Origin of the sequence: Pseudomonas sp. TH04 (assembly GCF_016651355.1) — a bacterium.
Taxonomy (GTDB): domain Bacteria; phylum Pseudomonadota; class Gammaproteobacteria; order Pseudomonadales; family Pseudomonadaceae; genus Aquipseudomonas; species Aquipseudomonas fluorescens.
The window spans coordinates 1,356,203-1,380,205 of the sequence record NZ_JAEKEA010000001.1; the positions used below are offsets into that span (position 1 = coordinate 1,356,203).

Sequence of the window (24,003 nt, forward strand, 5' to 3'; positions counted from 1 at the left end):
CCGAACACGTACAGCCAAACCGCTGCCGCCGGCTAGTTACAAGGGCGCAACCTTAGCAACGAAACGACGTTTCAATCGAAGGGATAGTCCCAACCATATGTAGGAGTTTTCCTCGCAAAAGCCTTCACCACCCAACGCTTTTTCAGCCTTGTTACGCCTAGGCTAATCGGTGGTACTCGGGCTCCAGAAAGCCTGCACGACCAGGGTCGACGTGGAGATGCGCGCCACCAGCGCATCCAGTTCGTCGCCATCGACTGACGTGGCGGCAAGGGTGGCCTCGATTTCCACTTCTTCGCTGCCGAATGGGCGTACGTCGACGTCGCTGGCCGGGTAGTTGCAGCGCGCCAACTCGGCTTCCAGCAATACCATCACCGCCTGTTGCTGGCTGCGCCGTGCGATGACATACAGGATGTTGGTCACCTCGGCCGACACCACGTCCAATGGCTGACGGTTAATGTTATTGACGATTGGCCGCAGCAAGGTATTGGCCGCCAGTACAAACAGCGTGCCGAGCAGTGCTTCGAGGATCAGGTCGGCCCCCGCACACGCCCCTACCGCCGCCGAGGCCCAGAGCGTGGCGGCGGTGTTGAGCCCGCGCACATTGCCTTCCTCACGCATGATCACGCCGGCCCCCAGAAAGCCGATGCCCGAGACCACATACGCGACGACCCGCACCGCGCCTTCCGCACCGCCCAGGCGGTTGGCCATGTCGACGAAAATCGCTGCGCCCACCGCTACCAGCACGTTGGTGCGCAAGCCCGCCGTGCGCTGGCGGTACTGACGCTCAAAACCGATCAAGCCACCGAGGATAAACGCCGCGGTGAGGCTGACCAAGGTGTCGACCAGGGTGGTGAGGTTGATGTTGTTGATGGCTTGCATAAAAACTCTCCTTGAATGCAGCAGCAAGCTGATTGCGCCGTTGGCCGCTGTGGGCGCTGGTTTGCCGACGTCCACAGCGGCCAACGGTGTGACGCAGTAAGGCTGTTTACTGCCAGCCGAACCTGCGGATATAGAAGCCCTTGACCGCCTGGGTCAGCGCCATGTACGCCAGCAAAATCACCGGCAGGAATACGAAGTACAACGACGGCAACACCTGCAATTTGAAGTAGTGCGCCAGCGGCCCCATCGGCAGGAAAATCCCCACGGCCATGATCACCCCGGTCATCACCATCAACGGCATCGCCGCGCGGCTTTGCAGGAACGGGATTTTCGGCGTGCGGATCATGTGCACAATCAGCGTCTGGGTCAGCAGCCCCACCACGAACCAACCGGACTGGAACAGGGTCTGGTGGTCGGGCGTGTTGGCATCAAACACATACCACATGAGTGCAAACGTGGTGATGTCAAAGATCGAACTGATCGGACCGAAAAACAGCATGAACCGCCCCACTTCGCCCGGCTGCCAGCGCTGCGGCTTGGCGAGCATTTCGTCATCGACGTTATCGAACGGAATCGCGATCTGCGAAATGTCATACAGCAGGTTTTGCACCAGCAGGTGCATCGGCAGCATCGGCAGGAACGGAATAAACGCACTGGCCACCAGCACCGAGAACACATTGCCGAAATTGGAACTGGCGGTCATCTTGATGTACTTGAGCATATTGGCGAAGGTGCGGCGACCCTCGAGCACGCCCTCCTCCAGGATCATCAGGCTCTTTTCCAACAGGATGATGTCAGCCGCTTCCTTGGCGATGTCCACGGCGCTGTCCACCGAAATACCGATATCCGCCGTGCGCAACGCCGGCGCGTCGTTGATACCGTCGCCCATAAACCCCACCACGTGCCCGTTGGCCTTGAGCAGGCGCACGATGCGCTCCTTGTGGCTCGGTGTCAGCTTGGCGAATACGTTGGTGGTTTCCACGGCCTTGGCCAGCTCGGCATCGCTCATGTCTTCAATAGCGTTACCCATCAGCAAGCCCTGCTGTTCCAGGCCCACTTCGCGGCAGATTTTGGCCGTCACCAGTTCGTTGTCACCGGTCAGCACTTTGACCGCCACACCATGGGCTTTCAGGGCCTTGAGTGCCGGCGCGGTGCTCTCCTTGGGTGGGTCGAGAAACGCGACATAGCCGATCAATGTCAGGTCTTTTTCATCCGCCAGGCTGTAGGTGTCGCGCCCCGCCGCCATCGGCTGTGCTGCCACTGCCACAACGCGCAGGCCTTCTTCGTTGAAGGCCGCCGTCACCTGGCGAATGCGCGCCAGCAACTCATCGGTCAGCGCTTCGTTGGTCTCGCCATGGCGCACGGTGTTGCACACCGACAGAATCTCTTCCACCGCACCCTTGCAGATCAACAGGTGCGGCTGGTCCTGCTCAGCCACCACCACCGACATGCGACGCCGGTTGAAGTCAAACGGAATCTCATCGACCTTCTGGAACGCCGTGCCGACTTGCAAGTCGCGGTGCACCTCGACGTGCTCGAGCACCGCCACATCCAGCAGGTTTTTCAGGCCGGTCTGGTAGTAGCTGTTGAGGTAGGCCATTTCCAGCACGTCATCAGATTCTTCGCCCCACACGTCCACATGGCGCGCCAGGAAAATCTTGTCCTGCGTCAGGGTGCCGGTCTTGTCGGTGCACAGCACGTCCATAGCGCCGAAGTTCTGGATCGCGTCCAGGCGCTTGACAATGACCTTCTTGCGCGACAGAAACACCGCGCCCTTGGCCAGCGTGGAGGTGACGATCATCGGCAGCATTTCAGGGGTCAGGCCCACGGCAATCGACAGCGCGAACAACAACGCCTCGGTCCAGTCGCCCTTGGTAAAGCCGTTGATGAACAGCACCAGCGGTGCCATCACGAACATGAAACGGATCAGCAACCAGCTGACTTTGTTGACGCCATGCTGGAACGAGGTGGTCGCACGGTCAGTGGCGGTCACGCGTTGCGCCAGCGCGCCGAAATAGGTGCTGTTGCCGGTGGCCAGCACAATCGCCGTCGCCGCACCGGACACCACGTTGGTGCCCATGAACAGGATATTTTCCAGGTCCAGCGGGTTACGCGCCTGGCTGTCGTGCTGGTGGACGAACTTCTCCACCGGCATCGATTCGCCGGTCATCGCCGCCTGGCTGACAAACAGGTCCTTGGCGCTGAGCACGCGGCAGTCGGCGGGAATCATGTCACCGGCCGACAGCACGATCAGATCACCCGGCACCAATTGTTTGATCGGCAGCTCAATGCGCTTGGCCCTGTCGCGGCGCAACACCGTCGCGGTATTGCTGACCATGGCTTTCAAGGCGTCGGCGGCCTTGTTCGACTTGGCCTCCTGCCAGAAACGCAACAGGGTCGACAGCACCACCATGGAGAAAATCACCGTGGCCGCCTTGATGTCGTCGGTCAGCAAGGAGATCAGCGCGAGCAAGGTCAGCAGCAGGTTGAACGGGTTCTTGTAGCAGTGCCACAAGTGCACCTGCCACGGCAGCGGCTGCTCATGCTCGACCTCGTTGAGGCCGTACTGCACGCGCAAGGCGTCGGAGTCCTGAGTGCTCAACCCCTCGGTGTGGCTGCCCAATTTGCCGAGCAATTGCACAGCACTGCTATTGGCCGCGACCACCAGGGTTTGCGCCAGGGTCGGCGGTACTTCGCGGCTGACGTTGGCGTCGGTCACGGTCTCGAGCATCGCCAGGCGGCGAAAATGCCGGGCAATGTGCCGGTTCCGCAGGAAACCGGCGAAGAACTCTTTGAGCAGTGTGAGGTTCATGGTGTAACTCCTGCGCGAGGAAACCTTCGTGCAGGTACGACCGACTGCACTGCGCCCTTTTCAAAGGCACAGTCAGCCTGGCCCGCCGGCCATAAAAGGCAGGCGCGTCCGTAACCTCCTGATTGATATCAGGGGCTGGTCAGCGTCGATGAGAGGGGGTCGGGCAGGTGCCAGGACTGGCCGCTGCCGCAATGCCGCTTCTCGCTTGGTTGGCGAGACAACGGCATCGGAAGAATGCGCGTTACCTTGCCAAGTATGTGCCGGTTACCGAAACCGGCCGACGACTGTCACTCGAACAAGTACCCACTTAGGGTCTCCGCTATTGATGAAAACGCGCGGAGTTTACGCCCCGACTCCGGAGGAGTAAACCGTAGGAAAGTTTACCAACAGGGAATAGGAGGATTCTTCAGGGTGGGTTCAGGAAAGCATTCGGCGTCACAGCAGTGACGTGAGAAAACCGATCGCAACGAATGAATAGAAGGCGCCGCAAATCAGGCCGAACGATTTGCGCGTCCGGGTGAAAAACGGTTCCGCCGAGTGGGAGGAAAAGGCCAGTGCGTAGGCACAGAAAATCAGAAACCCCAACAGCGCACAGCCCGCCACCAGCACAAAACTGGTCCAGGCCGGCGCATTCGCGCTGAGCCCCACAGTGGTCACGGTGAACCAGGTCAAGGCCGCTTTGGGGTTGGTCAAGTGAATGCCCAGCCCCTGCAAATAGAAGCCGAGGTTTCGGGTCTGTTTTTCCCGCACCCGTGCCACCATCGTCGCGTTGTGGGCCAGTGCGCTACGGATCGACTTCCACGCGAGGAAGAACAGGTAGCACGCCCCCAGCACCTTCAGCCACAGCAGGATCTGGGTATTGGACATCAACAACGCCGAGACACCGGCAGCCGTCATCGCCCCCCAGCACAGCGACCCGGAAATCACCCCGGCCGCCAAGGCCAGGCCTGGCGTGCGTCCATAATTGAGGGAGGTATTGGCGATCGCCAGATTGCCAGGCCCAGGGCTGGCGGTGCCGATCACGTAGACGCCCAGTGCCGCCACGAAACTCGAAAACTCGAACATAGATGCTCTCTTACCCGTCGCGCCAACGCGCAGTGAACACTTCAAGCCACGAGCGGCTTGAAGTGACTTGCCCAAAAACTACTTGAAACAACGATGATCCGGCTCTTGGGCACGAATCTTCTCCATCCAGGGCTTGAGTTCCGATTGTTTGTACAACCGCTCCCCCCAGTTCTCCGGCGAAACCGGCAACGGCCGCCCTACCAGGATGTAGTCGGTCAGCAGATGAATAAACTGCTGCAAGCAATACGCGCCGACATGCAGGCGCAGGGACGATGCTGTCTCGGCCGGCGCCACATTGAAGCGCGCGACGTTGATGATCTGGCCACTGTCGACCGATGGCGCAAGGTGGTGGCACGTCGAGCCGTAGGTTTCATCGTTGTAGTAAATCGCGTAATGCTGACTGCCCAGCCCGCGATACTTGGGCGGCGCTGGGTGCAGGTTGATCGCGCCCTTGCGCGCATTTTTATAAATGCTCTGCGGGAAGATGAAGTCGCCACGGTAGGAGATGATCCAGTCGCCTTCCCAATTATCCAGGTGATAGGGGTAAGGATCGCCCGGGTCCCAACAAAACACCTCAAGGTTGGAGAATACGGTCTTGGCGAATTCCACCCCATGATCGCACCAGTCCATGGTGCACACCGACAGCAGGACTTTGTCCTTGCACGGCTCGATTGTCTGCATCTTCACTGCTCCATCTCTACGTAATTTGGGTGAATGCGCGATACATCACCTGACGGCTAATGAGCCACGGCCCGCACCACCGCACTGAACCGTTCAACCATTTGCGCCAGCTCGTCTTCACGGGTGATAAATGGCGGTGCAAACAGCACATGATTGCCTTGTACGCCCTGCACGGTGCCACTGCCGGGGTAGATCAGCAGGCCGCGCGCCAAGGCCTCTTGCTTGAGGGCTGCGGCATACGCGCCACCGCCCTTGAACGGCGCCTTGGTGGCGCGGTCTTGCACAAATTCAACACCGACAAACAGCCCTCGTCCGCGCACATCGCCGACGGTATCCAGGTCACTCAGGCTTTCCTTGAGCCAGCTGCGCAGTTGCTCGCCGCGCTGGCGCACCTGGGCCAACAGTTCGTCTTCAACGATGACCTGCTGCACCTCCAGAGCGATGGCACAGGCCAGCGGATGGTTGACATGGGTTTGGCCGTTGCCCAATACGCCCGAGCCCTGAGCCATCACCGAATGCACCTGCTCACTGATCAGCAGCGCTGAAATCGGCATGTAGCCGGCGGCGAGGCCTTTGCCCACGGCAACCATGTCCGGCACGATGCCGTCGTCGGCATACGCGAACAGCTGCCCGGTACGGCCCATCCCAGCCATCACCTCGTCGAGAATCAACAGCACATCGTGGCGCTCGCAGACCGCCTTGATTTTGCGCAGGTAACCCGGCACCGGCGGAACAGCGCCGCTGGTCGAGCCCACCACCGTTTCAACGAAAAACGCCGCGACATTTTCGCTGCCCAAGGCGCAGATTTTCTGGTCCAGCTCTTCGGCCAGACGGGTCGCATACTGCTCTTCACTTTCGTCGTGCCGCTGATCGCGGTAGGCGTAGCACGGCGACACGAACTCGGCCGCCGGGAACAACTGGCCAAACACCGATTGACGCTGCGGGTTACCGGAAATGCTCAGGGTGCCCAGGGTGCTGCCGTGGTAGCTCTGGCGCCGGGAAATAAACACCGACTTATTCGGCAGCCCGCGTTCGCATTGGTACTGGTAGGCGATTTTCATCGCCAACTCCATCACCTCCGAGCCTCCCGACAAAAACTGCGCCCGCGCCAGGCCGCCGCTGCCCGCCACCAGGTATTCCGCCAACGCTTCAGCGGGCGCCGTGGTGAAGCTGCCGGCATGGGCCCAGGCGAGTTTTTTCGCCTCCCGCTCGAACGCTGCAACGATGCGCGGGTGGGCATGGCCCAGGCTCGACACCGCGACACCGCCACAGGTGTCGAGGTAGCGTTTACCCGTCGCGTCCTCCAACCAGCACCCGGCGCCACCCACCGCAAGAATCGGTGAGGTATTGAGGTTTTTGTAAATCACCTTTGACATGGACACAGATCCTTAGGCCGATGGCGTTACGGTTGTTTGACGGCGTGATCCCAAGCGGACGGCGCCTGGTGGAAGCGACGGCCAAACCGTGAGGAATGCAGCACCGAACGCGTCAACCCGACGGGCAGAAGGACCACCATGAACACGATAAACGCGAGAAATCTCAGCATGGAAAAAGCTCCGAAAAGTTAGAGGTCACGATCAGTCCAGCGGGATTTCGTTGCGCCAGTCGACGCTGTCAACAAAGGCAGGCTGGCCCGGCCGCTCCAGTACGTAATGGCCGAGTACCAGAACGTCCATTTCCGTGCGCATAAAGCAGGCATACGCCTCCTCTGGCTTGCACACGATGGGCTCGCCGCGCACGTTGAACGAGGTATTGACCAGTACCGAACAGCCTGTGCGTTGCTTGAAACTGCGCAACAAGTAGGTGAACGGGGCGTTGTTTTCCTCGGTCACCGTTTGCACCCGCGCCGACAGGTCGACATGGGTCACTGCCGGCAATTGCGAGCGAATATTGTTGATGCTGCCCAAGCCACGCTCCGGGCCGCCCTCTTGCAACGATTGCGGGGTTTTGATGGCGTCCGACACCGGTGCGACCATCAGCATGTAGGGGCTTTTTTCGCAGATATCGAAATAGCTCCCGGCGTCCTCGGCCAGTACTGCCGGGGCAAACGGGCGGAACGACTCGCGGTACTTGATCTTCAGGTTCATCGTGCGTTGCATCTGCGGGTTGCGTGCATCGCCGAGAATCGAGCGCGCGCCCAGGGCACGGGGGCCGAACTCCATACGGCCCTGGAACCAGCCCACCACCGCGCCATCGGCCAGTCGGCTGGCGACCTGGTCATACAGCCCGTTGTCGTCGTAGCGAATGAAGGGGTATTGGTTTTCCAGCAGGAAGGCCGCGATTTCTTCATCGTCGAAGCCCGGTCCCAACAGGCTGCCGCTCATGGCGTCCGACTTGCTGCTTGCCAGGTGCGGGCGACCGCAGCGCTTGACCGCGTAATCCATCGCGGCCCCCAAGGCGCAACCGGCATCCCCGGCTGCCGGCTGGATCCAGATCGAGTCAAACCGCCCGGAGCGACTGAGCACGCCATTGGCCACGCAGTTCAATGCGACCCCGCCGGCCAGGCACAGATTGCGCTGGCCGGTCTGCTTGACGGCGGCCGTCGCCAACCCCAGGACCACCTCTTCGGTGACTTTTTGAATCGACGCCGCGAGGTCACATTCACGCTGCGATATCGGGCTTTCGGGTTGGCGGATCGGCCCGTCGAACAGCGCTTCGAAGGCCTCCCCTACCATGCGTTCACCGCGCAGGTACTCGAAGTACTTCATGTTCAACGTGAACGAACCGTCGGGGCGGATATTGATCAGCTCATCGCGAATCTTGTCGGCATAGATGGGTTGGCCATAAGGCGCCAACCCCATCAATTTGTACTCCCCGGAATCGACCTTGAAACCGCAGTAATAGGTCATCGCCGAATACAGCAGGCCGAGGGAATGCGGGTAGGAAATCGAGTTTTTCAGCTCAAGGCTGGAGCCCTGGCCTTGCCAGATCGTGGTCGAATGCCATTCGCCAATGCCGTCGATACACAGCACCGCGGCGTTCTCGAACGGTGAGGGATAGAACGCAGCCGCTGCATGCGAGCGGTGATGCCGCGACGCCTGGGTGCGCGGCGCCTTGCCCCGCCCCAGCGCCTCAAGCTGCTCATCGACGAACTTGAGCACGTTCCACTTCCAACGAATCCATTCCGGCATTGCATTGATAAATGTGCGGGCGCCGCCGATGCCGCCACTGGCGAAAGAGGACATCACCCGGGAGAATTTCTCCTGAGGGTCTTCGTAATAGACCACAGCCTCCAGCTCATCCAGGGTAATCCCCTCGGCATCCAGGCAGTACGCAATCGCCTGGGCAGGGAATGCCGGGTCGTGACGAACACGGGTGAAGCGCTCTTCCTGAGCGGCAGCCACGGGCACGCCGTCCTTGACCAGGGCGGCAGCACTGTCGTGGTAGAAGGCAGATATTCCTAAAACATACATAGCCATTTAAGTGTGCATCCTCATCACATCCTGCCAATCCGTGGAGTTGCCTGTGCCCGTCGAGCGGTGAGCGGCACAGCAACTGTCTATGCGTTTTAAAACCATCCTTGAGCGAATGGCAGACTTTTTATGACCGGTATCAACGACACCACCAGCACCAGGCTCATGGCGATATTGAAGACCTTCAAATGCCGCGGCCGCGTTAGAAAGCGCCGCAGGTACTGCCCAAAAAACACCCACACCATCGAGCACGGTGTGCCGAACAAAAAGAACAACAGCGCAATCAGAAACACCTGCAGGGTGTAACCGCCCAGGGGCGACGTGTAAGCCAACACCGCACCCACCGCCATGACCCAGGCTTTCGGGTTGACCCACTGAAACAATGCCGCGCCCGTGAACCCCAAGGGCTGGCGGGACGGGTCACCGAGGTCGGTGGTGGGCGAGCGCGCGGTCTGATACGCGAGAAACAGCAGGTACACCGCCCCGATCACTTGCAACCCATCATGCAGGCCTGGGTACTGCCGAAAAATCGCGCCGGCGCCCAGGCCGACCGCCACCACCATCAACGGAAAACCGATGTTGATCCCGGCCACATGGCGCAGGGTGCGGCCCATGCCGAAGTTGGCGCCCGAGGACATCAACATCACGTTGTTCGGCCCCGGCGTGACACAGGTGGCGATCACGAACACTGCCACCGCGTAGTAATCCAGAGCCTGCATCACTGCCCCCTTATCAACGGTAGTCTTCCAACGTGCCGCGTCGACGGATATCAACGGACACACAATGGAAGCCGCCGCTCAAACTGCGCGCATGCCGCATCTTCAGCGGCGCCACATCGATGCCATGGCGTTCCAGCGCACGAATCAACGGGACTTGCTGGTCGTTAATCACCGCCAACGCCGGGTTGACCATGATGAAGTTCATGCCCTGCCAGATGGATGCACGTGGGTAGGACCAGCAATAACCGGTGTCGACCATGTCGGGCGCCCAGATAATGTCCCAGTGCTTGAACACCTCCGGCACCTGGTCCTTGCCGATACGCTCAGGGTTCAATACCACCAACCCGGGCCGTACCAGGGTGATCGTGGTGTCCAGGTGCGTACCGTCGTAGAACCCACTGAGGGCGTGCACGCGGTATTGATCACCGAGCACGCGCTTGAGCCATTCGTAGCCCAGCCGATTGCCACTGCGCGACTCCAGATAAAGAATGTCGCGCCCCATACGCAGCACGTTGGCCGCATCGAAAATAGGCTCCTCATTGGCAATGATCGACCCTTCACGCGGGTTCACCCGGTAAGTGTTGTCCCCCAGTTGCGGCTTGGGGGCCGAGATCCAGTTGGCGCCGCTGGCGAAATACGCTTGCAGGTGTTCACGGTAAGCGAAGGGTTCGAAGTAGCGGCTGCGCAAGGCCATCGGCGCTTCAATGATGGTCTTGCCGATCGGCAGCAAGACGTCCCGTGGGCAGTAGTTGTATTCACCGTCGGTCTTCCAGTCGGACGTCCCGAAGACCTCGGCGTGGTAGGACTTCCTGGGGCGGCGTACGGTAACGCCATGCCCGACCAGAAAGGCTGCGAACGCGTCGAGGTCTTCTTCGGCCTCTGCAACGACCTGCTCGGGATAGGGGCCCGACGGAATCTCATGCATGGCGTCGTGATGTTCACTGTAATCAAGCGCGAACAGGCCCTTGTCCGGCCGAGGCACGCGCGCGCCATGGGCGATACCCACGATCATTTCCTCGAGGGGGTCCCATTCGTTATGCACTTCTACCAAAGACATAGTTGCTCCTCGTGGGGGTTACTGATCGGTCGCGTGCGCCAACACTTCGCGCGTGATCGGCAGATGATGGAGATAGCCGTTTGAAGCGGTTGCCCGCTGCGTACGCGGTAACACCCGCCCTACCGATGACAGGCCCAGTCGACTCAATATCGAATCCCACTTGCCCGGCATCGGCGCCAGTGATTCATAGCCCACGCGCACGCGCTGCCATTGCTCGGCAACGGCTTGCGCCGTGGTCAATGCACGCATGTACGCGTCAATCGCATCGGCAGCCCAGGCCGAGTGCCCGGTGGAAACGTTGTCGATGGTGTTATGCAGGTCGACGAACGCGGTGCTGAAACCGTAGTGGCGCAGAAAACGTCGCGCAGAACGATAAGTACCGCCCACGCCGGATAACTCCATCGCCAGGTTCATGCCGAGAATTTCCGGCATAAAGGTCACCGGCAGCTTGCCCAGGCACAGCCAATACACCGGCAAGCGGAACGACGCCTCGTCCAGGCGCGGGTCCTCGGCAAATTCACGGCTGCCGGTTGGCGCCAGCTCGAAATCCATCTCGCGCAAGCCGTCGCGGTAGATCTTCGGATGATTGAGCGCAGCGACACCGTTGCCCAGCTCATCCCAATACGTCTGAAACAAGCTGTAGCCGACATGGGAAGACGCCAACCCGACATCGGTAAACCCTTGCAGCCAGGCACCGTCGATCAGCGTCAAGGGCGCCAGCTGCAGGGTTGAATCAACGATTTCTTCACGGCTCGGCATTTGCGCCGGGTCGCTGTTATCGAATTGCTGGCCGTGCTGGTCATGCTTGTCGAGCAACCAGGCGCGCAGCACATGGGTGCCCCAGTGTTCGGGCAGTTGGCGCCCGGAGGTGTTCAGTGAGCGCTGCGAACGCGCCAGCCAACGGGACACGTAGGCGTGAGCAAATTGCAGGGTGGAGGCCTCCAGCGCCCGCCCCTGCAAAACGAAATAGGCTTCGCGCAAACTCTGGGGCCAATGGCCGAGACTGGCCTCGGCGCCCACGGTTTGGCGGGCCTCAATGGCCACGTTATCGACCGGTTGGCGAGGCAGCTGCTGACTGCCGGCGAGCTGGGGTAAGGCGTCGATCCATTGGCGAATCACGCTCAAATCCGCGTCACTGAAGATGCGGAACATGCGCCCCGTCGGCGCTACAAGGCTGGTCACCAAGAGGCTTTTTTTCGCGTTACCGGGGACGATCAAGCGGCTGCGAGACAGCACATCCAGCAAGGGCGCCGGGTCGGTCTGTGCCTCCTCAAGCCAGAGCGCCAGGCTACGGCCTTCGATCAGGTAGTTCTGGTGATACACCGCGCCAACCCTGGCCAAGCGTTGCACCAGCTGCATCATGGCCTGCTGCGGGCACGTGGCGGTCAACGAAGCGTTGTACAGCCGGGCATTCCAGCGCTGCAACGCGCCGAATACCCAACTGGCGCCACGCATCAAGCGGGCCTGGCGGGCGTCACTTTGCAAAGCCACCTGGCGCGCGACCCACTGGCTGATCTGGCGCAGCGAAGCCGGCTCCATGCCAGGGAATGACTCGCTCAGGTCCAGGCGCCGTACTTCCAGCGCCATACCGTCAAGGTGCCCCATCGCCGCCCAGCCCGGACATAACCCCACCGCCCGCAATGCCCAGTCGATACCGCACAGCTCATCACCAAATTCATCACTGCGCCGGCTCAGCGCCAACAGCAATGCAGGCAACTCAAATGCGTCGTCACTGAGGTCCGGCAACGTCGACAGTTGCGCAGGTGCCAGGGCATAAGCCGTCAGTTGCAACTGGCCCAGCAGCGCCTTGAAATGGTGGGCCCGTGACGCATTCGGGTAACCGACGCCCACGTCATGGGCGAACAATTGCATGATTCGTAGCTGCGCCGGGTCTTCGAAAACCCCGGGCGCACTCATGCCTTGAAGCCAGCAGCCGAGCACCGAGGCCATCGGTGCCGAATAAGTGGCCAGCGCCTGCGCAAAGCCAAGGGTGTTGTTGCGTTCAGCGGCCAGCGCCGCAGCGCTGGCGTATGCCGTTGCCTGAGACACTTGCCACTGATCGATCCGAGGCGACAGCAGCGCCAGCGGCGTTGGCTCGCCGCTGCCCAACAGACGGTTGAGGTACGCAGCCTCCAGAAAACATTCAGGGTCGAGCGCCAGGCGATACAACTCGCGCCAGCTACCCTCTTCCATCATGCGCGTTGAAACCGAGCCATCCATAGCCGATACCTTGTCCAATCAAACGTCAGAACATTGGATAAATAGAGGAGTCGGGTTTTTTCTTCTTTTTTCCAAACAGGCGCTGAAAAAACTTTTTGATCGATTTCATGAGCAAGTCCTTTTACCGAGTGACATCAAGAATAAGTTTCGAAACCAGGTCGTTGCCGAAGTCGGTGAAGTGAATACGGTCGACAAACTGCCAATCGTCCGGGCCCAGGGCCTCAGCCAGCAAAGGCGTGATATCGACAAAACCGACGCCCATGCCCTGTGCCCCGGCCCGCAAACGCTGGGCGTAGGCTTCACGCACTGAGGTCTGCAGGATGTCGCCGTACACGTCGGTGAAGTTTCCTGCCTGGTCGAGCTCGGCGAACAATTGCTGTTCTTCCGGGCTACCGGTTTCCCGTACCCAACCGGCCAGCGGTTGCAAGATGAACGTCAACTTCGCCCCCATGTCGGCAGCCAGGGCACGCCAGATATCCAGGTGCTGCAAGGTCAGGTTGGCGGCGTAGTCAATCTGCTCCTCCATCGACTGCGGCGCCGGGGGCTCGGGCTCAGGTTCCTGCGCCTTGCCAAACAGATTCGACAGGCTCCACGACGTGGACGCCGGCTCCGCAGGGGCCAATGCCTCGAAAAACTGATGGCAATTGAAGAACGCCCCATACTCGCCGCGATAATGTTCGGGCTGCCGAGCCAGGCCGAGGTTGTTGAAACCGGAAAACAGCACGATCTCGTCCACCTTCGGCAAACGGTGCTTATTAAGGGTGAACAGGGTCAATTCTTGAGTGGAGTTGAAACTGCGACCGCCAAAGTTGAGCCAGTGCTGGCCACGGGGGTCGTTTTGGGTGAGGCGCGACGCCAATGTCTGGCTGTCAGCACTGGCGCCAATACCGAATACCGTCGAGCTGCCCGCCAACAACCTGACCGGGCCACTGCTTTGCCCACCGTCGGCCACCGAATACCGCGTGGTCAACGACTCCGAGTAGCGAAACCCCGCCGAATCGGTATTGACCACGAAGGAGCGATGGTCAGTCGGGTGGAAGTACATCAAATAAGGTAACCAACGAACCTCGCCACCATCGGTGAACTTCTGTTCATATTCGGCCATTTGCGGTGTGAGCGTCATCCTTGCCGTCATTGCGCGTGGTCCTCTCGTTATTCGCTGGGCAGATTCAGGTATCTGTATGGGTCATGCCGGGCATGTCTTGAAATTTGACTGTGCCAGGTGCTGCCTTGCCATTTCGCGACTACCCTAACCATGGTCCTGCACCGTTACGGGGCTCATCATCCCAAGACCACGATGTGTATTGCAGATACAGAAAACCCCAATCTTTTAAATACAGATTGGCCTTTTTGTAAGAAAATTCTTCAAAAAAACCCCTCTCTGTACCTTCTTAAGTGACAGATGAGCGGCTACAGTCAGAACCATGACTCTCTATCTGAACCTCGCCGAATTTATCAGCAGCCGCATCGAGCAGGGCCTTTATGGCCCCGGCGAGCGCCTGCCCTCTGTGCGCACACTCAGCCATGAGCACGGCGTCAGCCTGACGACCGTGCAACAGGCCTACCGTGTATTGGAATGTTCGGGGCTTGCGATACCACGCCCCAAGTCGGGCTACTTCGTGCCGGCCAACCGACGCATCGCGCCCTTGCCACAAATGGGCCGGCCGATCCTGCGCCCGGTGGATATTTCCCAATGGGATATGGTCCAGGAGCTGATGCGCTTCGATGAGAACGCCGATATTGTTCAATTGGGATGTGGCATGCCGGACATCACCGCGCCCACGCTCAAGCCACTGCTGACGGCAATGGCACGCATCAGCCGGCGCAGCGATAACGCCAGCCTGCAGTACAACCGGATTCAGGGTGTATTGGCGTTGCGCGAGCAGATCGCAAGGCTGTCGATTGATTCGGGCTGCCGCCTGAACCCGGCCGATATCGTCGTCACCAGCGGTTGCCAGGAAGCCCTCTCCACCGCCATCCGCGCGATTTGCTCACCCGGCGACATTGTCGCCATTGCCTCGCCGAGCTATCACGGGATGATGCAGATCCTCAAGGCGGCCGACCTCAAGGCCCTGGAGATTCCCACCGACCCCGTCACGGGCATCAACCTGGAAGCCCTGGAAATGGCCATGGAGCAATGGCCGATCAAGGTTATCCAGTTGACCGCCAACTGTAATAACCCGTTGGGCTACATCATGCCTGACGAGCGCAAACTCAAACTGATACGCATGGCCCAGCGCTTCGACGTCCCGATCATAGAAGACGATATCTACGGTGACCTGTCGCACCGCTATCCACGGCCGCGCTCACTGAAGTCCTTTGACGAGGACAATCGGGTGCTGCTGTGCAGTTCATTTTCCAAGACAGTCGCGCCTGGCTTGCGCGTTGGCTGGATCGCACCCGGGCGCTATCTGCCACAGGTGCTGCACATGAAATACATTGGCTCCGGCGCGACGGCCACCCAGCCGCAGTTGGCGGTTGCCGAATTCATCGCCAAGGGCAATTACCTCCTGCACCTGCGTCGAATGCGCAAACAATACAAGCGCAATGGCGACCTGATGAGCGAGTGGGTCAACCGCTATTTCCCGGCGGGCACCCGCGTCAGCCAACCGCAGGGGGGCTTTACGCTGTGGGTCGAACTGCCCGATGAGTTCGACATCTACACCCTCAACCAGTTGCTCGAAGCCCAGGACATCCAAGTGGCGAACGGCAATATGTTCTCGGCAGCAGGAAAATACCGAAACTGCATCCGCCTGAACTTCGCCAATGCACCGACGCGCAAAGTCGAGATGGCGGTACTCAAGGTCGGGCAAACCATCAGCCAACTGAAGCAACTGGAGGCCAACGGTGGCCAGGCCCGGCAGGATGGCCCAACCGTTTGAGGTGGCACGCTTGCCTTGCGGCGGTTACGGCGAGTCGGGGCGATCCCGACCGACTCGCTCCAGGTACTCATCCACCCGCCCACCGGTCAGCGCCTTGACCTGAATCGACACGCAATTGACCTGCCGCCCCATCCGAATGCCTTCACGGCGTCGTACCTGCACATACCCAAGCCGCGGCCAAAAGCGCTCGGCCTTTTGATTGCCGATGACCACGGTCAGCCGCAACCACTGGGCGCCTTTGCCGATAGCCCACGCCTCAAGATCCGCATGCAGCTGCCGCGCAAGCCCGGTGCCATGCAAGCGCGTATGCACCAGCAGCAGCCCGATATGCCACACACCGGCCGCCAACAGGTCGGCGGCAATGTTCACGACCGCAACCAATTGATCATCCGCATCGCGGTAACCCAACCAGTACATCCGGCTGCAGCGCCAGCCTGCGGGCAGTTGGCCCTGCAACTCTTCGTGCGCCTCAGTCGGCAAAGCGGGCTCGCCGTTGACTGCGATGAAATAATCCGGCGCCTGCTCAAACAACCGCTGCAACTCAGCCGCATCACTGACCTGCAATTCAACCACTCGAACACCCGTGACGGCGCAACCCGGCAACGGCGGTGAATCAACGTCCATGTTCAACTCCGTTCAGTCATCCCGCGTCAGCACTTCCAATAACTCAATCTCAAAGCGCAAATGGCTATTGGGTTTGATATGCGCGCCCATCGAGCGTTCGCCGTAGGCCAGGTGCGCAGGCACATACAACCTGCGCACGCCGCCGACCTGCATACCCATCAAGCCTTGATCCCAGCCCTTTATGACGCGCCCGGTGCCGATCACGCATTGGAACGGTTTGCCACGCTCCCAGGACGAATCGAACACCGTGCCGTCTTCCAAAGTGCCGGTGTATTGGGTGGTAATCAGCGCACCTTTGACCACGGCTTTGCCGTCGCCCACGCGGATATCAGTGATCTGGAGTTCGTCGTGACTCATGGGAGGCTCGTTGAAGGTGTAAAGGCTGGGGTTTTCCCAGAAACGGGTGGGTTTGGCAAGTGTAGGAACAGTCTGATCAACGACATTTCCCTTTAACTTGCAGGACGTTTCCGAGAGAATCCCAGCCGCTTGCGCCGCTCAAATTGCATGGCTAGTCTGCGTCGGTCACTGCCAATTCAGTGATTCGGGGTTTGGTAGACCACGAGTGATTAGGCGCAAAGCGCCCCCTTCTGCAAGGCTCTTTTTTTCGGCCCTGCGTTATGGTGGCCGTGCGCAGGGCACCTTCGGGTGCACCGGGTCCTAATCACCGGTCTACCAATCTGCGCACGGTCACCACCCTAAACGTCGTTTGGTAGCGATGGTGGTGACTTTCCAACTTTGATTAGGAGTTGAAATCATGGACAAACTTGTCCCCGCACCACCCGCATCAGAACCGCACTTCTTCACCACCACCCAAGCGCTCAGCTTCGAAGACGCCCTGGCCCACGCCAGCAGTGTGCTGCGCTGTGCAGCCGTTGCGGCACAGACGGCGAGTGAGCAACTGGACGGTGATTCACGCACATTGGTGATCTCGGTATTGCACCTGGTGGACATGGCCAGCGTGATGGTCGACCGGTCACTGGAGTGCATGCAGCCGCACTAAGCAAGTCGCGGCAAGAAGTCGGGTTTCTTGCCGCGAATAAACTCAGCCGATTTGCAAGCCCCTCTGACAACTCGAAGTGAAAGCGCCTGATTTATCCCCACCGATCAAATCGACTCTTATGAAAGGCCAACCACCAAGGTTGCATTCCCTAAGAGGTCATCCGCAATGCACCAAGCCACCAGCCCTGTTCATGTTTGCGTCATACAATTCGATCCTCAGGTGGGTACCGACCACCGCAGCGCGAACCTGCGCCATAGCCTGGAGCTGGCGACGGAAGCCGCGAACGGCGGCGCCACGTTGATCGTGCTGCCGGAGCTTTCAAACTGCGGTTATTACTTTGCCAATCGCCAGGATGCCTTCGATCACGCCGAACCCATTCCCAAAGGCAGAAGCGTGCAGGCATGGGTGGAGTTTGCCTGCCGCCATCAGGTGTATCTGGCCGCGGGCTTGAACGAAATCGACGGCATGCAGTTATTCAACACAGCTGTTCTGATAGGCCCGAACGGCTTTATCGGCAAGTACCGCAAGGCTCATCTCTGGAATTTGGAAAAGCTATGGTTCACCCCTGGAGATACGGGCTTTCCAGTCTTCGATACGCCCATCGGCCGAATTGGCCTGTTGATCTGCTGGGACATCTGGTTTCCCGAAGTACCGCGCATTCTCAGCCAGCAAGGGGCCGATATTATTTGCAGCCTGAACAACTGGGTATGGACGCCGCCCCCAGTGTTCGATGAATCCGGCACGTGTATGGCGTCCTATCTGACAATGACGGCCGCTCACGTCAATAACGTGTTTATCGCCGCCGCCAACCGAATCGGTGAAGAACGCGATGCACGTTACTTGGGGTGTTCGTTGATTGCCGGGACCCATGGCTGGCCTATCGGCAAAATCGCGTCAGCCAACCGACAGGAACTCGTGTTCGCCGATATCGACCTCAGCCATGCGCGCAGCGCGCCGATCTGGAATAGCCTCAACGACTTGCAAAGGGATCGGCGCATTGATCTCTACGATCAGACACTCGGTTACACCCGACACCGTGCATTACCGCGATAAGTGGCCCACTCACAACCAGTGCCAAAACCGACTCCAAAACCCGCGCCCCAAATCATTCTTGCAGCCCGCGTATTGCGCCGCATACATCTGCGAACGCGCCTGTACCTTGCTGGCCACCGGCGGCAGCCAGGCTTTGGCCGCGTAGGTACGCTGGCGGTAGCCGCCCCAGCCTTCGTGGTAGTTCAGGTATTGGCCGTAGGCGTCGTATTTGTACACGCCGTTGATGGTGTAGGTCTTGTCCATGTACCAGCCGATAAAGTCGATGGCGTCGTCGAAGTCCCGACGGTTGGCGCCGCTGCGGCCGGTGCTCTTGCGGTAGTCGCTCCACACTTCATCCTTGGCCTGGGCATAGCCGGCGGCGGTGGAGACGCGGCCCCAGGGGATGATCCACAGCAGGTATTTGCGCGGGGCCAGGGCGTCCTGACGGAAGCCGGACTCCTGATACATGATCGCCAGCGGCACCTGGATCGGCACGCCCCAGCGTTTTTGCGTGACCTTGGCGGCATCGTACCAGTCATCTTTTTCGCGAAAGATGCCGCAGATGTCGTTGGGTGTGCGTGGCGGCGACGTACCGCACGCCGCCAGCATTGAGGTGAGTAATAACAGCCCGACGATTTTGCCTGCGCTCAAAGTGCACCTTTGCGTAATCCGCGTAAAAAGCCGGCATTTTACGCGTTCAGCAAAGCGGCGTCCTTGCCGCAAACACTTTTAAGCCAAAGGCACTCGGCGAGTGGTCAGCGCCATACGCCCGACAAAGAAGCTCAGGGCTACGCCCAACAGCAACAGAGCCAGGGTGCTCCAGGCTGCGTGGGAGAGCTGTTTAGCCGCCACTTCACCGGCTTCACGGGCTTTCTGCTCGGCCTGCTGCTTCAGCTCGTCAACTTTTTGCATGGCTTGCTGATAAGCCTGGGCATAGTTGTCGACGATCTGGGTCGCTTCCTCTTTGCTCTTGCCGGTACGGGCGGCAACGATGTTGATCAGTGCATCTTTATCCGCAGCGTTCAGCGCCGGTTCACCCGAGGCTTTCACGCGTTCGAACCACTGCTTCAATGCTTCGCCAGCCTGGGCTGGATCGGTGGCCGCAGCGGTAGCCGATTGCTTGCCGTCAGCGGCAGCCTGGTCAGCCTTCTGCTCAACGTTGGCGGGGTCCAATTCAGGCTTGCCGCTTTGCTTGAGCAGTGTGTCCAGTTGGCCTTGCAGGCTGTTCCAATCCAGCTGGATGCCCTGCTCGCTCAACTGCTGCTTAACACTGTTACCAATGCCCGGTGCTGCCGCCGCAATGCCGCTACCGGCAGCCGACAGACCTTTGCCCACGACGTTGCCAGCGGTGCCGACCACACTGGCGGCCAAACCCGCCAACAGCCAGGTGGTGAGCAAGGTGGTGACGGTCCAGGTCAACACACCGTGCAGGCCACCGCGATCCGGCGCTGTGCGGCCAGCCACGAAGGCACCGACGCCGATGGCGATCAGTGTCGACACGAACAGCCAGATCCCGGCGCCCGTACCAAAGCCACTCAGCGGGTTACCTGCTTGCATCGGGTCGACGGCACTCGCCCCGATAGCCGTACCGAGCACACTCAGCACCAAATAGGTCACCAGTGCAATTGCACTACCGGCCAATACCGAGCTCCAGGACACACGAAACAGCGAACGATTGGTTTCATAGACAGTGGTCATACAAAGGTCCTTCACAAGTTATGAGAGCAAGGCACAGTGCCTTGATGGTTGTGAGTGTGGCGAAAGGACATACGTTCAGTCGTGGTCCAAATGCACCAGATGAACTGGTACATTCGCACTTCCCGCGTCGCACTTTCTCTGCACTATCATCAACCCCGGGTGTCGTACCCCCATGTGCCATCTACCGGGAGAAACCATGAGCCAGGATGTCCTCGCGAAAGAAACCAACCGCCGCCATTTGCAGCAGATCATCTCCGGCTTATCCGACGGTGTGATCCTGGCAGAGGTCGACCAAACCATTCTCTGGGCGAATGAAGCCGCGCTGACCATGCATGGGGTGAGCGAGGTCGAGCAGCTCGGTGCCAATACCAAGCAATACGCCGAGCGTTTCGCCTTGCGCTACCGCAACAACCATCCGTTGCAACTGGACACCTACCCGCTCAGCCGCGTGGCGGCCGGTGAAGAATTCAGCGATGTGGTCGTGGAAGTCACCCCAACGGCCGACGAAGAGCGCAGTTGGGTGCACCGCGTGCGCAGCCTGGTATTGAACGACGCCCACGGCGAGCCGGAGTTGTTGGTGCTGATCCTCAGCGACGCCACCGAGTGGGCCAGCGCCGAGCAGCGCTTCGAGAAAACCTTTAATGCCAACCCGGCGCCCGCAGTGATCTGCCGCCTGAGTGACTTGCGCTACATCAAGGTCAACCAGGGTTTCCTGGAGATGACCGGCTACAACCGAGACCAGGTGATCGGCCGCTCGGTGTATGAACTGGATGTGCTGGAGCATGCCGAGCGCAAGGACCTGGCCGTGCAGCGCCTGGGCGAAGGCGCGACCATCCCGCAGATGCAGGCCGAACTGCGCTTGCCCGAAGGCGGCAGCAAACTGGTGATCGTCGCCGGCCAGCCGTTGGACATGAACGAGGAAGACTGCATGCTGTTTTCCTTCACTGACCTGGAGCCGCGACGCAAGGCGGAAATAGCCCTGCGCCAGAGCGAAGAACGCTTCGCCAAATCGTTCCGCCTGACGCCCGTGCCGACGCTGGTATGCAGCGCCGCCAACCGGCAGGTGGTGGATATCAACGAAGCATTCATGAACATCACGGGCTACATCAGCGAAGAGCTGATCGGCAAAACCGTCGAAGACATCCACTTTATCGACAGCCCCCAGGCAGGCGCGCAGCTGTTCGCCACCCTGGAAAAAGCCGGCAATCTCGACGGCCAGGACCTCAAGGTGCGCAAGAAGGGTAACGAGGTGATCGACTGCGTGGTCTCCGCCGACACCGTGATTATCGAGGACGTGCCCTGCTACCTGTTGGTCATGATGAACATCACCGAACGCAAACGCTCGGAACTGGAGTTGGTGGCGGCCATCGAGGAAGTCATGCAGGACGCCTCGTGGTTCAGCCAGACCCTGATCGAGAAACTGGCCAACGCCAAGAGCGTCAACAGCCCCAACTTGCCGAGCGTGAGCTTTACCGATCTGACCGCCCGTGAGCGCGATGTGCTGGGCTTGATCTGCGAAGGCCTGGCCGACAAGGAAATTGCTTCGCGCCTGAAACTGGCACCCAACACGGTGCGTAACCATGTGGCCACGGTGTACTCCAAACTCGGTGTGCACAGCCGCAGCGCGGCGATCGTTTGGGCCCGTGAACGCGGGCTGTTCGCCGGTGAATTGCGAGTAAAAACCAAGCAATAGAGTGCAAATGCACTAGTGCAACCAGTGCAAATTCGCCTTATTGAGTCGTGATGCGCTGCATAACCTTGAAGAGTGGGCACAGGGCTTTAAGTCCCGTGCCATCAGGTTTGATCTCTTTGAGGAATGCACCATGAAAAGCGAACAAGTCAAAGGCGCCATGGAGAAAGTCGCGGGCAAGGCCCAGGGCTTTATCGGCGACCTGACCGGTGATGAGCAATTGCACGCTGAAGGTGTTGCCCGCCAGGCCGCAGGCCAATTGCAGCAAACCTATGGCGACGCGCTGGAGACGGTGAGCGAATTTGCCAAAAACAAACCGCTGGCTACCGTGGCTGTCGGTGCCGGAATCGGTCTGCTTGTGGGTCTGTTGCTGCGTCGTCGGTGAGGAGGCTGAGCCACATGTTCACGCTCTCGCAACTACGTAACTGCATTGAAGAGGCGCTGCTGCCCCTCACCTGCGAATTCACCTTGTGCCGGGACGCTTCGCTGACACTGAAAGTGTTCGATGCCGAAAGTGGCCGGGTTGACCTGGTGGTCACGGGCATCAGCGTCAGCAAGTTGCAGTCGCCACAGGCCGTGGAAAAAATGGTTGAAGAACTGCGCTATGAACTGCAGAGCAACACCATGGGCCACCTGACGCTGGACGACCTGCCCCTGTCGCCTACGGCGCAATAACCGCGCACTGCCCAAGTGGCCGCCGCTTCAACGACGCGCCACTCACGTAAAACACCCCACCACCTACGATAAACGCCGCCAGCATGCAGAACATGCCGTGGGCCGGCAGGCTGGCGTTGAAGGTAACGCGACCGGTGTGGTCGGTTACCTTCGCGCCAGCGTCAGCCAACAACAGCGGTCATTTCTTGACGGGCGTGATCTCGAGAATGGTGCCGTTGGTGGTTTTCAGCAGCACAAACCTGTCACCCACCCGAGCCCACTGGCTGTCTGCTTCAGGCTGCTTGAGGCCACGTTTTTTCCAATCGCTGACGGCCGATTCCTTGCGCATCAGCATATCGGGGGCGCGGTCGCCCTCTTTCAAATCACGCGCGTTGATGTTTGAAGGCTTTACGGTTTCTTGGGGCGTATCACCGGCCTGCACGACAAAACTGGCGGTGGACAGGCCGGTGGCGACCAGCAGGCAAGCGGCGAGGATTTTAGACTTCATGGGTGCTCCTTCAATGAATGATGCGTACCCAGGTTCCGACCGCGCACGCGCAGAATCATTCAGCCAGAACTCGACTTCAAGGGGGGTTATACAACGGCCACCGGCGTGCCCTGATGAAACACCATCCGCCACTGCCCCGCCTCTTCGCGCCAGACTGAACTGCGCAACGAATGCCCAACCCCTTCCCGATAGCCGCGATAAGTCACCAGCGCTACGCCTTCACCCAACACGTTCACCGCAAACCCCGTCATGCTCCGCGCGCAAAACCCTTCATCCAACAAGCCGGTCATTATTTCGGCCTTGCTGCCCCAAACATTCCCGCTGGCGCCAAACTCAAAAAAATCATCGGACAGCAACTGCGACAGTTGGACTGCGTCTGAACGGGTGGTGCACCCCTGCAGCGCCTGTTCCTGCTCGAATAAAAGCGCTTCCAATGCGATGTCCATTGCTCCCATGAAATAAATCCTGTAATTTTTCATGAAATTTATCGAAATAAATTTCATGAACCAACAGCAAGAACTCGACGCTCTGGCCGTCCTGATCCACGACCTGCGCAAGCACAAGAAACTCACCCTCGCCCAACTCGCGCAAAAAATCGAGCGCTCGGTGGGTTTCCTGTCTCAGGTGGAGCGCGGCCTGTCGCGCCCGACCGTGGCGGACTTGACTGCCATCAGCCACGCCCTCGATGTGCCCACCACCTATTTCTATAGCCTGCCCAAACCCAAGGCGGTGGCCTGGGTCACGCGCCCCAACGAGCGGCGCACGGTGTACTACGCCAATGGCATTACCGACATCCTGGTCTCGCCGAGCATGAACGCGGCCTTTTCGATGCTCGACAGCCTGCTGGCACCCGGCGCCAACAGCGGTGAACAGACCATGAGCGACCGCGCCGAGCAGGCCGGTTTTGTGCTGGAGGGCGAACTGACGCTGTGGGTGGACGGTGAGGCCGATCCGGTCACCCTCGGCCCTGGCGACAGCTTCCACCTCGCCAGTTTCGCCCATTGCCGCTATGCCAACCTGACTGAACTGCCCGCCCGCGTGCTGTGGGTTTACAACTAGGAGCAAGACC

Annotated in this window: 25 protein-coding genes; 7 read left to right on the forward strand and 18 right to left on the reverse strand. The window is 59.8% G+C overall.

From position 1 onward, the window contains the following. Window positions 1–162: 162 nt before the first annotated feature. From JFT85_RS05865 to JFT85_RS05915, 11 genes are all read right to left on the reverse strand, one after another. Window positions 163–879 carry an MgtC/SapB family protein gene (locus JFT85_RS05865; protein ID WP_053255480.1) on the reverse strand — a complete coding sequence of 239 codons (717 nt, stop codon included), beginning with the start codon at window positions 877–879 and terminating at the stop codon, window positions 163–165. Window positions 880–985: 106 nt separating this feature from the next. Beyond that, window positions 986–3,691, reverse strand: a complete 2,706-nt coding sequence (mgtA, locus tag JFT85_RS05870) for a magnesium-translocating P-type ATPase (RefSeq protein WP_201229467.1) — start codon at window positions 3,689–3,691, stop codon at window positions 986–988. Window positions 3,692–4,126: 435 nt separating this feature from the next. Continuing rightward, on the reverse strand, window positions 4,127–4,756 hold the full coding sequence (locus JFT85_RS05875) for a LysE family translocator (protein ID WP_069552807.1): 630 nt from the start codon (window positions 4,754–4,756) through the stop codon (window positions 4,127–4,129). A 78-nt stretch (window positions 4,757–4,834) separates the two neighbouring features. Beyond that, complete coding sequence (locus JFT85_RS05880; RefSeq protein ID WP_053255477.1) at window positions 4,835–5,437, reverse strand: formyltransferase family protein; 603 nt, start codon at window positions 5,435–5,437, stop codon at window positions 4,835–4,837. Window positions 5,438–5,493: 56 nt separating this feature from the next. After that, window positions 5,494–6,813 (reverse strand): aspartate aminotransferase family protein, encoded by a 1,320-nt coding sequence (locus tag JFT85_RS05885; RefSeq protein WP_201229469.1) that lies wholly within the window; start codon window positions 6,811–6,813, stop codon window positions 5,494–5,496. 26 nt (window positions 6,814–6,839) lie between these two features. After that, a complete protein-coding gene (locus JFT85_RS05890; RefSeq protein ID WP_167422755.1) occupies window positions 6,840–6,983 on the reverse strand; it encodes a hypothetical protein in 144 nt (47 codons plus the stop codon). Between the two features lie 31 nt (window positions 6,984–7,014). Beyond that, entirely contained in the window at window positions 7,015–8,856 is a 1,842-nt protein-coding gene (locus JFT85_RS05895; protein ID WP_073636818.1) for a carbamoyltransferase family protein, read from the reverse strand. Window positions 8,857–8,945: 89 nt separating this feature from the next. After that, complete coding sequence (locus JFT85_RS05900) at window positions 8,946–9,569, reverse strand: LysE family translocator (RefSeq protein ID WP_201229471.1); 624 nt, start codon at window positions 9,567–9,569, stop codon at window positions 8,946–8,948. Window positions 9,570–9,582: 13 nt separating this feature from the next. After that, window positions 9,583–10,626, reverse strand: a complete 1,044-nt coding sequence (locus JFT85_RS05905; protein WP_069552805.1) for an inosamine-phosphate amidinotransferase 1 — start codon at window positions 10,624–10,626, stop codon at window positions 9,583–9,585. Between the two features lie 18 nt (window positions 10,627–10,644). After that, on the reverse strand, window positions 10,645–12,846 hold the full coding sequence (locus JFT85_RS05910) for an iron-containing redox enzyme family protein (protein WP_053255472.1): 2,202 nt from the start codon (window positions 12,844–12,846) through the stop codon (window positions 10,645–10,647). 121 nt (window positions 12,847–12,967) lie between these two features. Beyond that, window positions 12,968–13,981: an SGNH/GDSL hydrolase family protein gene (locus JFT85_RS05915; RefSeq protein WP_069552803.1), complete on the reverse strand. Its 1,014-nt coding sequence runs from the start codon at window positions 13,979–13,981 to the stop codon at window positions 12,968–12,970. 289 nt (window positions 13,982–14,270) lie between these two features. Between JFT85_RS05915 and JFT85_RS05920 the strand changes: the two genes are divergently transcribed. After that, window positions 14,271–15,728 carry an aminotransferase-like domain-containing protein gene (locus JFT85_RS05920; protein WP_053255471.1) on the forward strand — a complete coding sequence of 486 codons (1,458 nt, stop codon included), beginning with the start codon at window positions 14,271–14,273 and terminating at the stop codon, window positions 15,726–15,728. A gap of 24 nt (window positions 15,729–15,752) precedes the next feature. Here the strand turns inward: JFT85_RS05920 and JFT85_RS05925 are convergent, their stop codons facing one another. Next, window positions 15,753–16,352, reverse strand: coding sequence for a GNAT family N-acetyltransferase (locus JFT85_RS05925; RefSeq protein WP_078827997.1), 600 nt, complete (start codon window positions 16,350–16,352; stop codon window positions 15,753–15,755). Window positions 16,353–16,364: 12 nt separating this feature from the next. Beyond that, entirely contained in the window at window positions 16,365–16,709 is a 345-nt protein-coding gene (locus JFT85_RS05930) for an FKBP-type peptidyl-prolyl cis-trans isomerase (RefSeq protein WP_053255469.1), read from the reverse strand. Between the two features lie 397 nt (window positions 16,710–17,106). Between JFT85_RS05930 and JFT85_RS05935 the strand changes: the two genes are divergently transcribed. Together JFT85_RS05935 and JFT85_RS05940 are read left to right on the forward strand one after the other, a co-directional pair. Beyond that, complete coding sequence (locus JFT85_RS05935) at window positions 17,107–17,352, forward strand: DUF6124 family protein (protein ID WP_053255468.1); 246 nt, start codon at window positions 17,107–17,109, stop codon at window positions 17,350–17,352. Window positions 17,353–17,517: 165 nt separating this feature from the next. Beyond that, complete coding sequence (locus tag JFT85_RS05940; protein WP_053255467.1) at window positions 17,518–18,405, forward strand: nitrilase family protein; 888 nt, start codon at window positions 17,518–17,520, stop codon at window positions 18,403–18,405. A gap of 9 nt (window positions 18,406–18,414) precedes the next feature. Here JFT85_RS05940 and JFT85_RS05945 read toward each other — a convergent pair whose 3' ends face one another. Together JFT85_RS05945 and JFT85_RS05950 are read right to left on the reverse strand one after the other, a co-directional pair. Continuing rightward, window positions 18,415–19,035 (reverse strand): transglycosylase SLT domain-containing protein, encoded by a 621-nt coding sequence (locus tag JFT85_RS05945; protein WP_053255466.1) that lies wholly within the window; start codon window positions 19,033–19,035, stop codon window positions 18,415–18,417. Window positions 19,036–19,113: 78 nt separating this feature from the next. Further along, window positions 19,114–20,082 carry a hypothetical protein gene (locus JFT85_RS05950; protein WP_053255465.1) on the reverse strand — a complete coding sequence of 323 codons (969 nt, stop codon included), beginning with the start codon at window positions 20,080–20,082 and terminating at the stop codon, window positions 19,114–19,116. A 196-nt stretch (window positions 20,083–20,278) separates the two neighbouring features. Between JFT85_RS05950 and JFT85_RS05955 the strand changes: the two genes are divergently transcribed. The 3 genes from JFT85_RS05955 to JFT85_RS05965 all read left to right on the forward strand — a co-directional run bounded on the left by JFT85_RS05955 (window position 20,279) and on the right by JFT85_RS05965 (window position 22,447). Then, a complete protein-coding gene (locus tag JFT85_RS05955; protein WP_073636825.1) occupies window positions 20,279–21,775 on the forward strand; it encodes a helix-turn-helix transcriptional regulator in 1,497 nt (498 codons plus the stop codon). 130 nt (window positions 21,776–21,905) lie between these two features. Beyond that, on the forward strand, window positions 21,906–22,157 hold the full coding sequence (locus tag JFT85_RS05960; protein ID WP_053255463.1) for a CsbD family protein: 252 nt from the start codon (window positions 21,906–21,908) through the stop codon (window positions 22,155–22,157). Window positions 22,158–22,171: 14 nt separating this feature from the next. After that, window positions 22,172–22,447, forward strand: coding sequence for a DUF1652 domain-containing protein (locus JFT85_RS05965; RefSeq protein ID WP_053255462.1), 276 nt, complete (start codon window positions 22,172–22,174; stop codon window positions 22,445–22,447). Here JFT85_RS05965 and JFT85_RS05970 read toward each other — a convergent pair. The 3 genes from JFT85_RS05970 to JFT85_RS05980 form a co-directional block, all read right to left on the reverse strand. Beyond that, window positions 22,434–22,619, reverse strand: a complete 186-nt coding sequence (locus tag JFT85_RS05970) for a hypothetical protein (RefSeq protein WP_053255461.1) — start codon at window positions 22,617–22,619, stop codon at window positions 22,434–22,436. The genes JFT85_RS05965 and JFT85_RS05970 overlap by 14 nt on opposite strands. Before the next feature lie 6 nt (window positions 22,620–22,625). Next, window positions 22,626–22,934 carry an RcnB family protein gene (locus JFT85_RS05975; protein WP_053255460.1) on the reverse strand — a complete coding sequence of 103 codons (309 nt, stop codon included), beginning with the start codon at window positions 22,932–22,934 and terminating at the stop codon, window positions 22,626–22,628. Window positions 22,935–23,020: 86 nt separating this feature from the next. Continuing rightward, window positions 23,021–23,437, reverse strand: a complete 417-nt coding sequence (locus tag JFT85_RS05980) for a nuclear transport factor 2 family protein (protein ID WP_242486521.1) — start codon at window positions 23,435–23,437, stop codon at window positions 23,021–23,023. Here JFT85_RS05980 and JFT85_RS05985 point away from each other — a divergent pair. Continuing rightward, window positions 23,436–23,993: a helix-turn-helix domain-containing protein gene (locus JFT85_RS05985; protein WP_201229473.1), complete on the forward strand. Its 558-nt coding sequence runs from the start codon at window positions 23,436–23,438 to the stop codon at window positions 23,991–23,993. The genes JFT85_RS05980 and JFT85_RS05985 overlap by 2 nt on opposite strands. The last annotated feature ends 10 nt before the right edge of the window (window positions 23,994–24,003 follow it).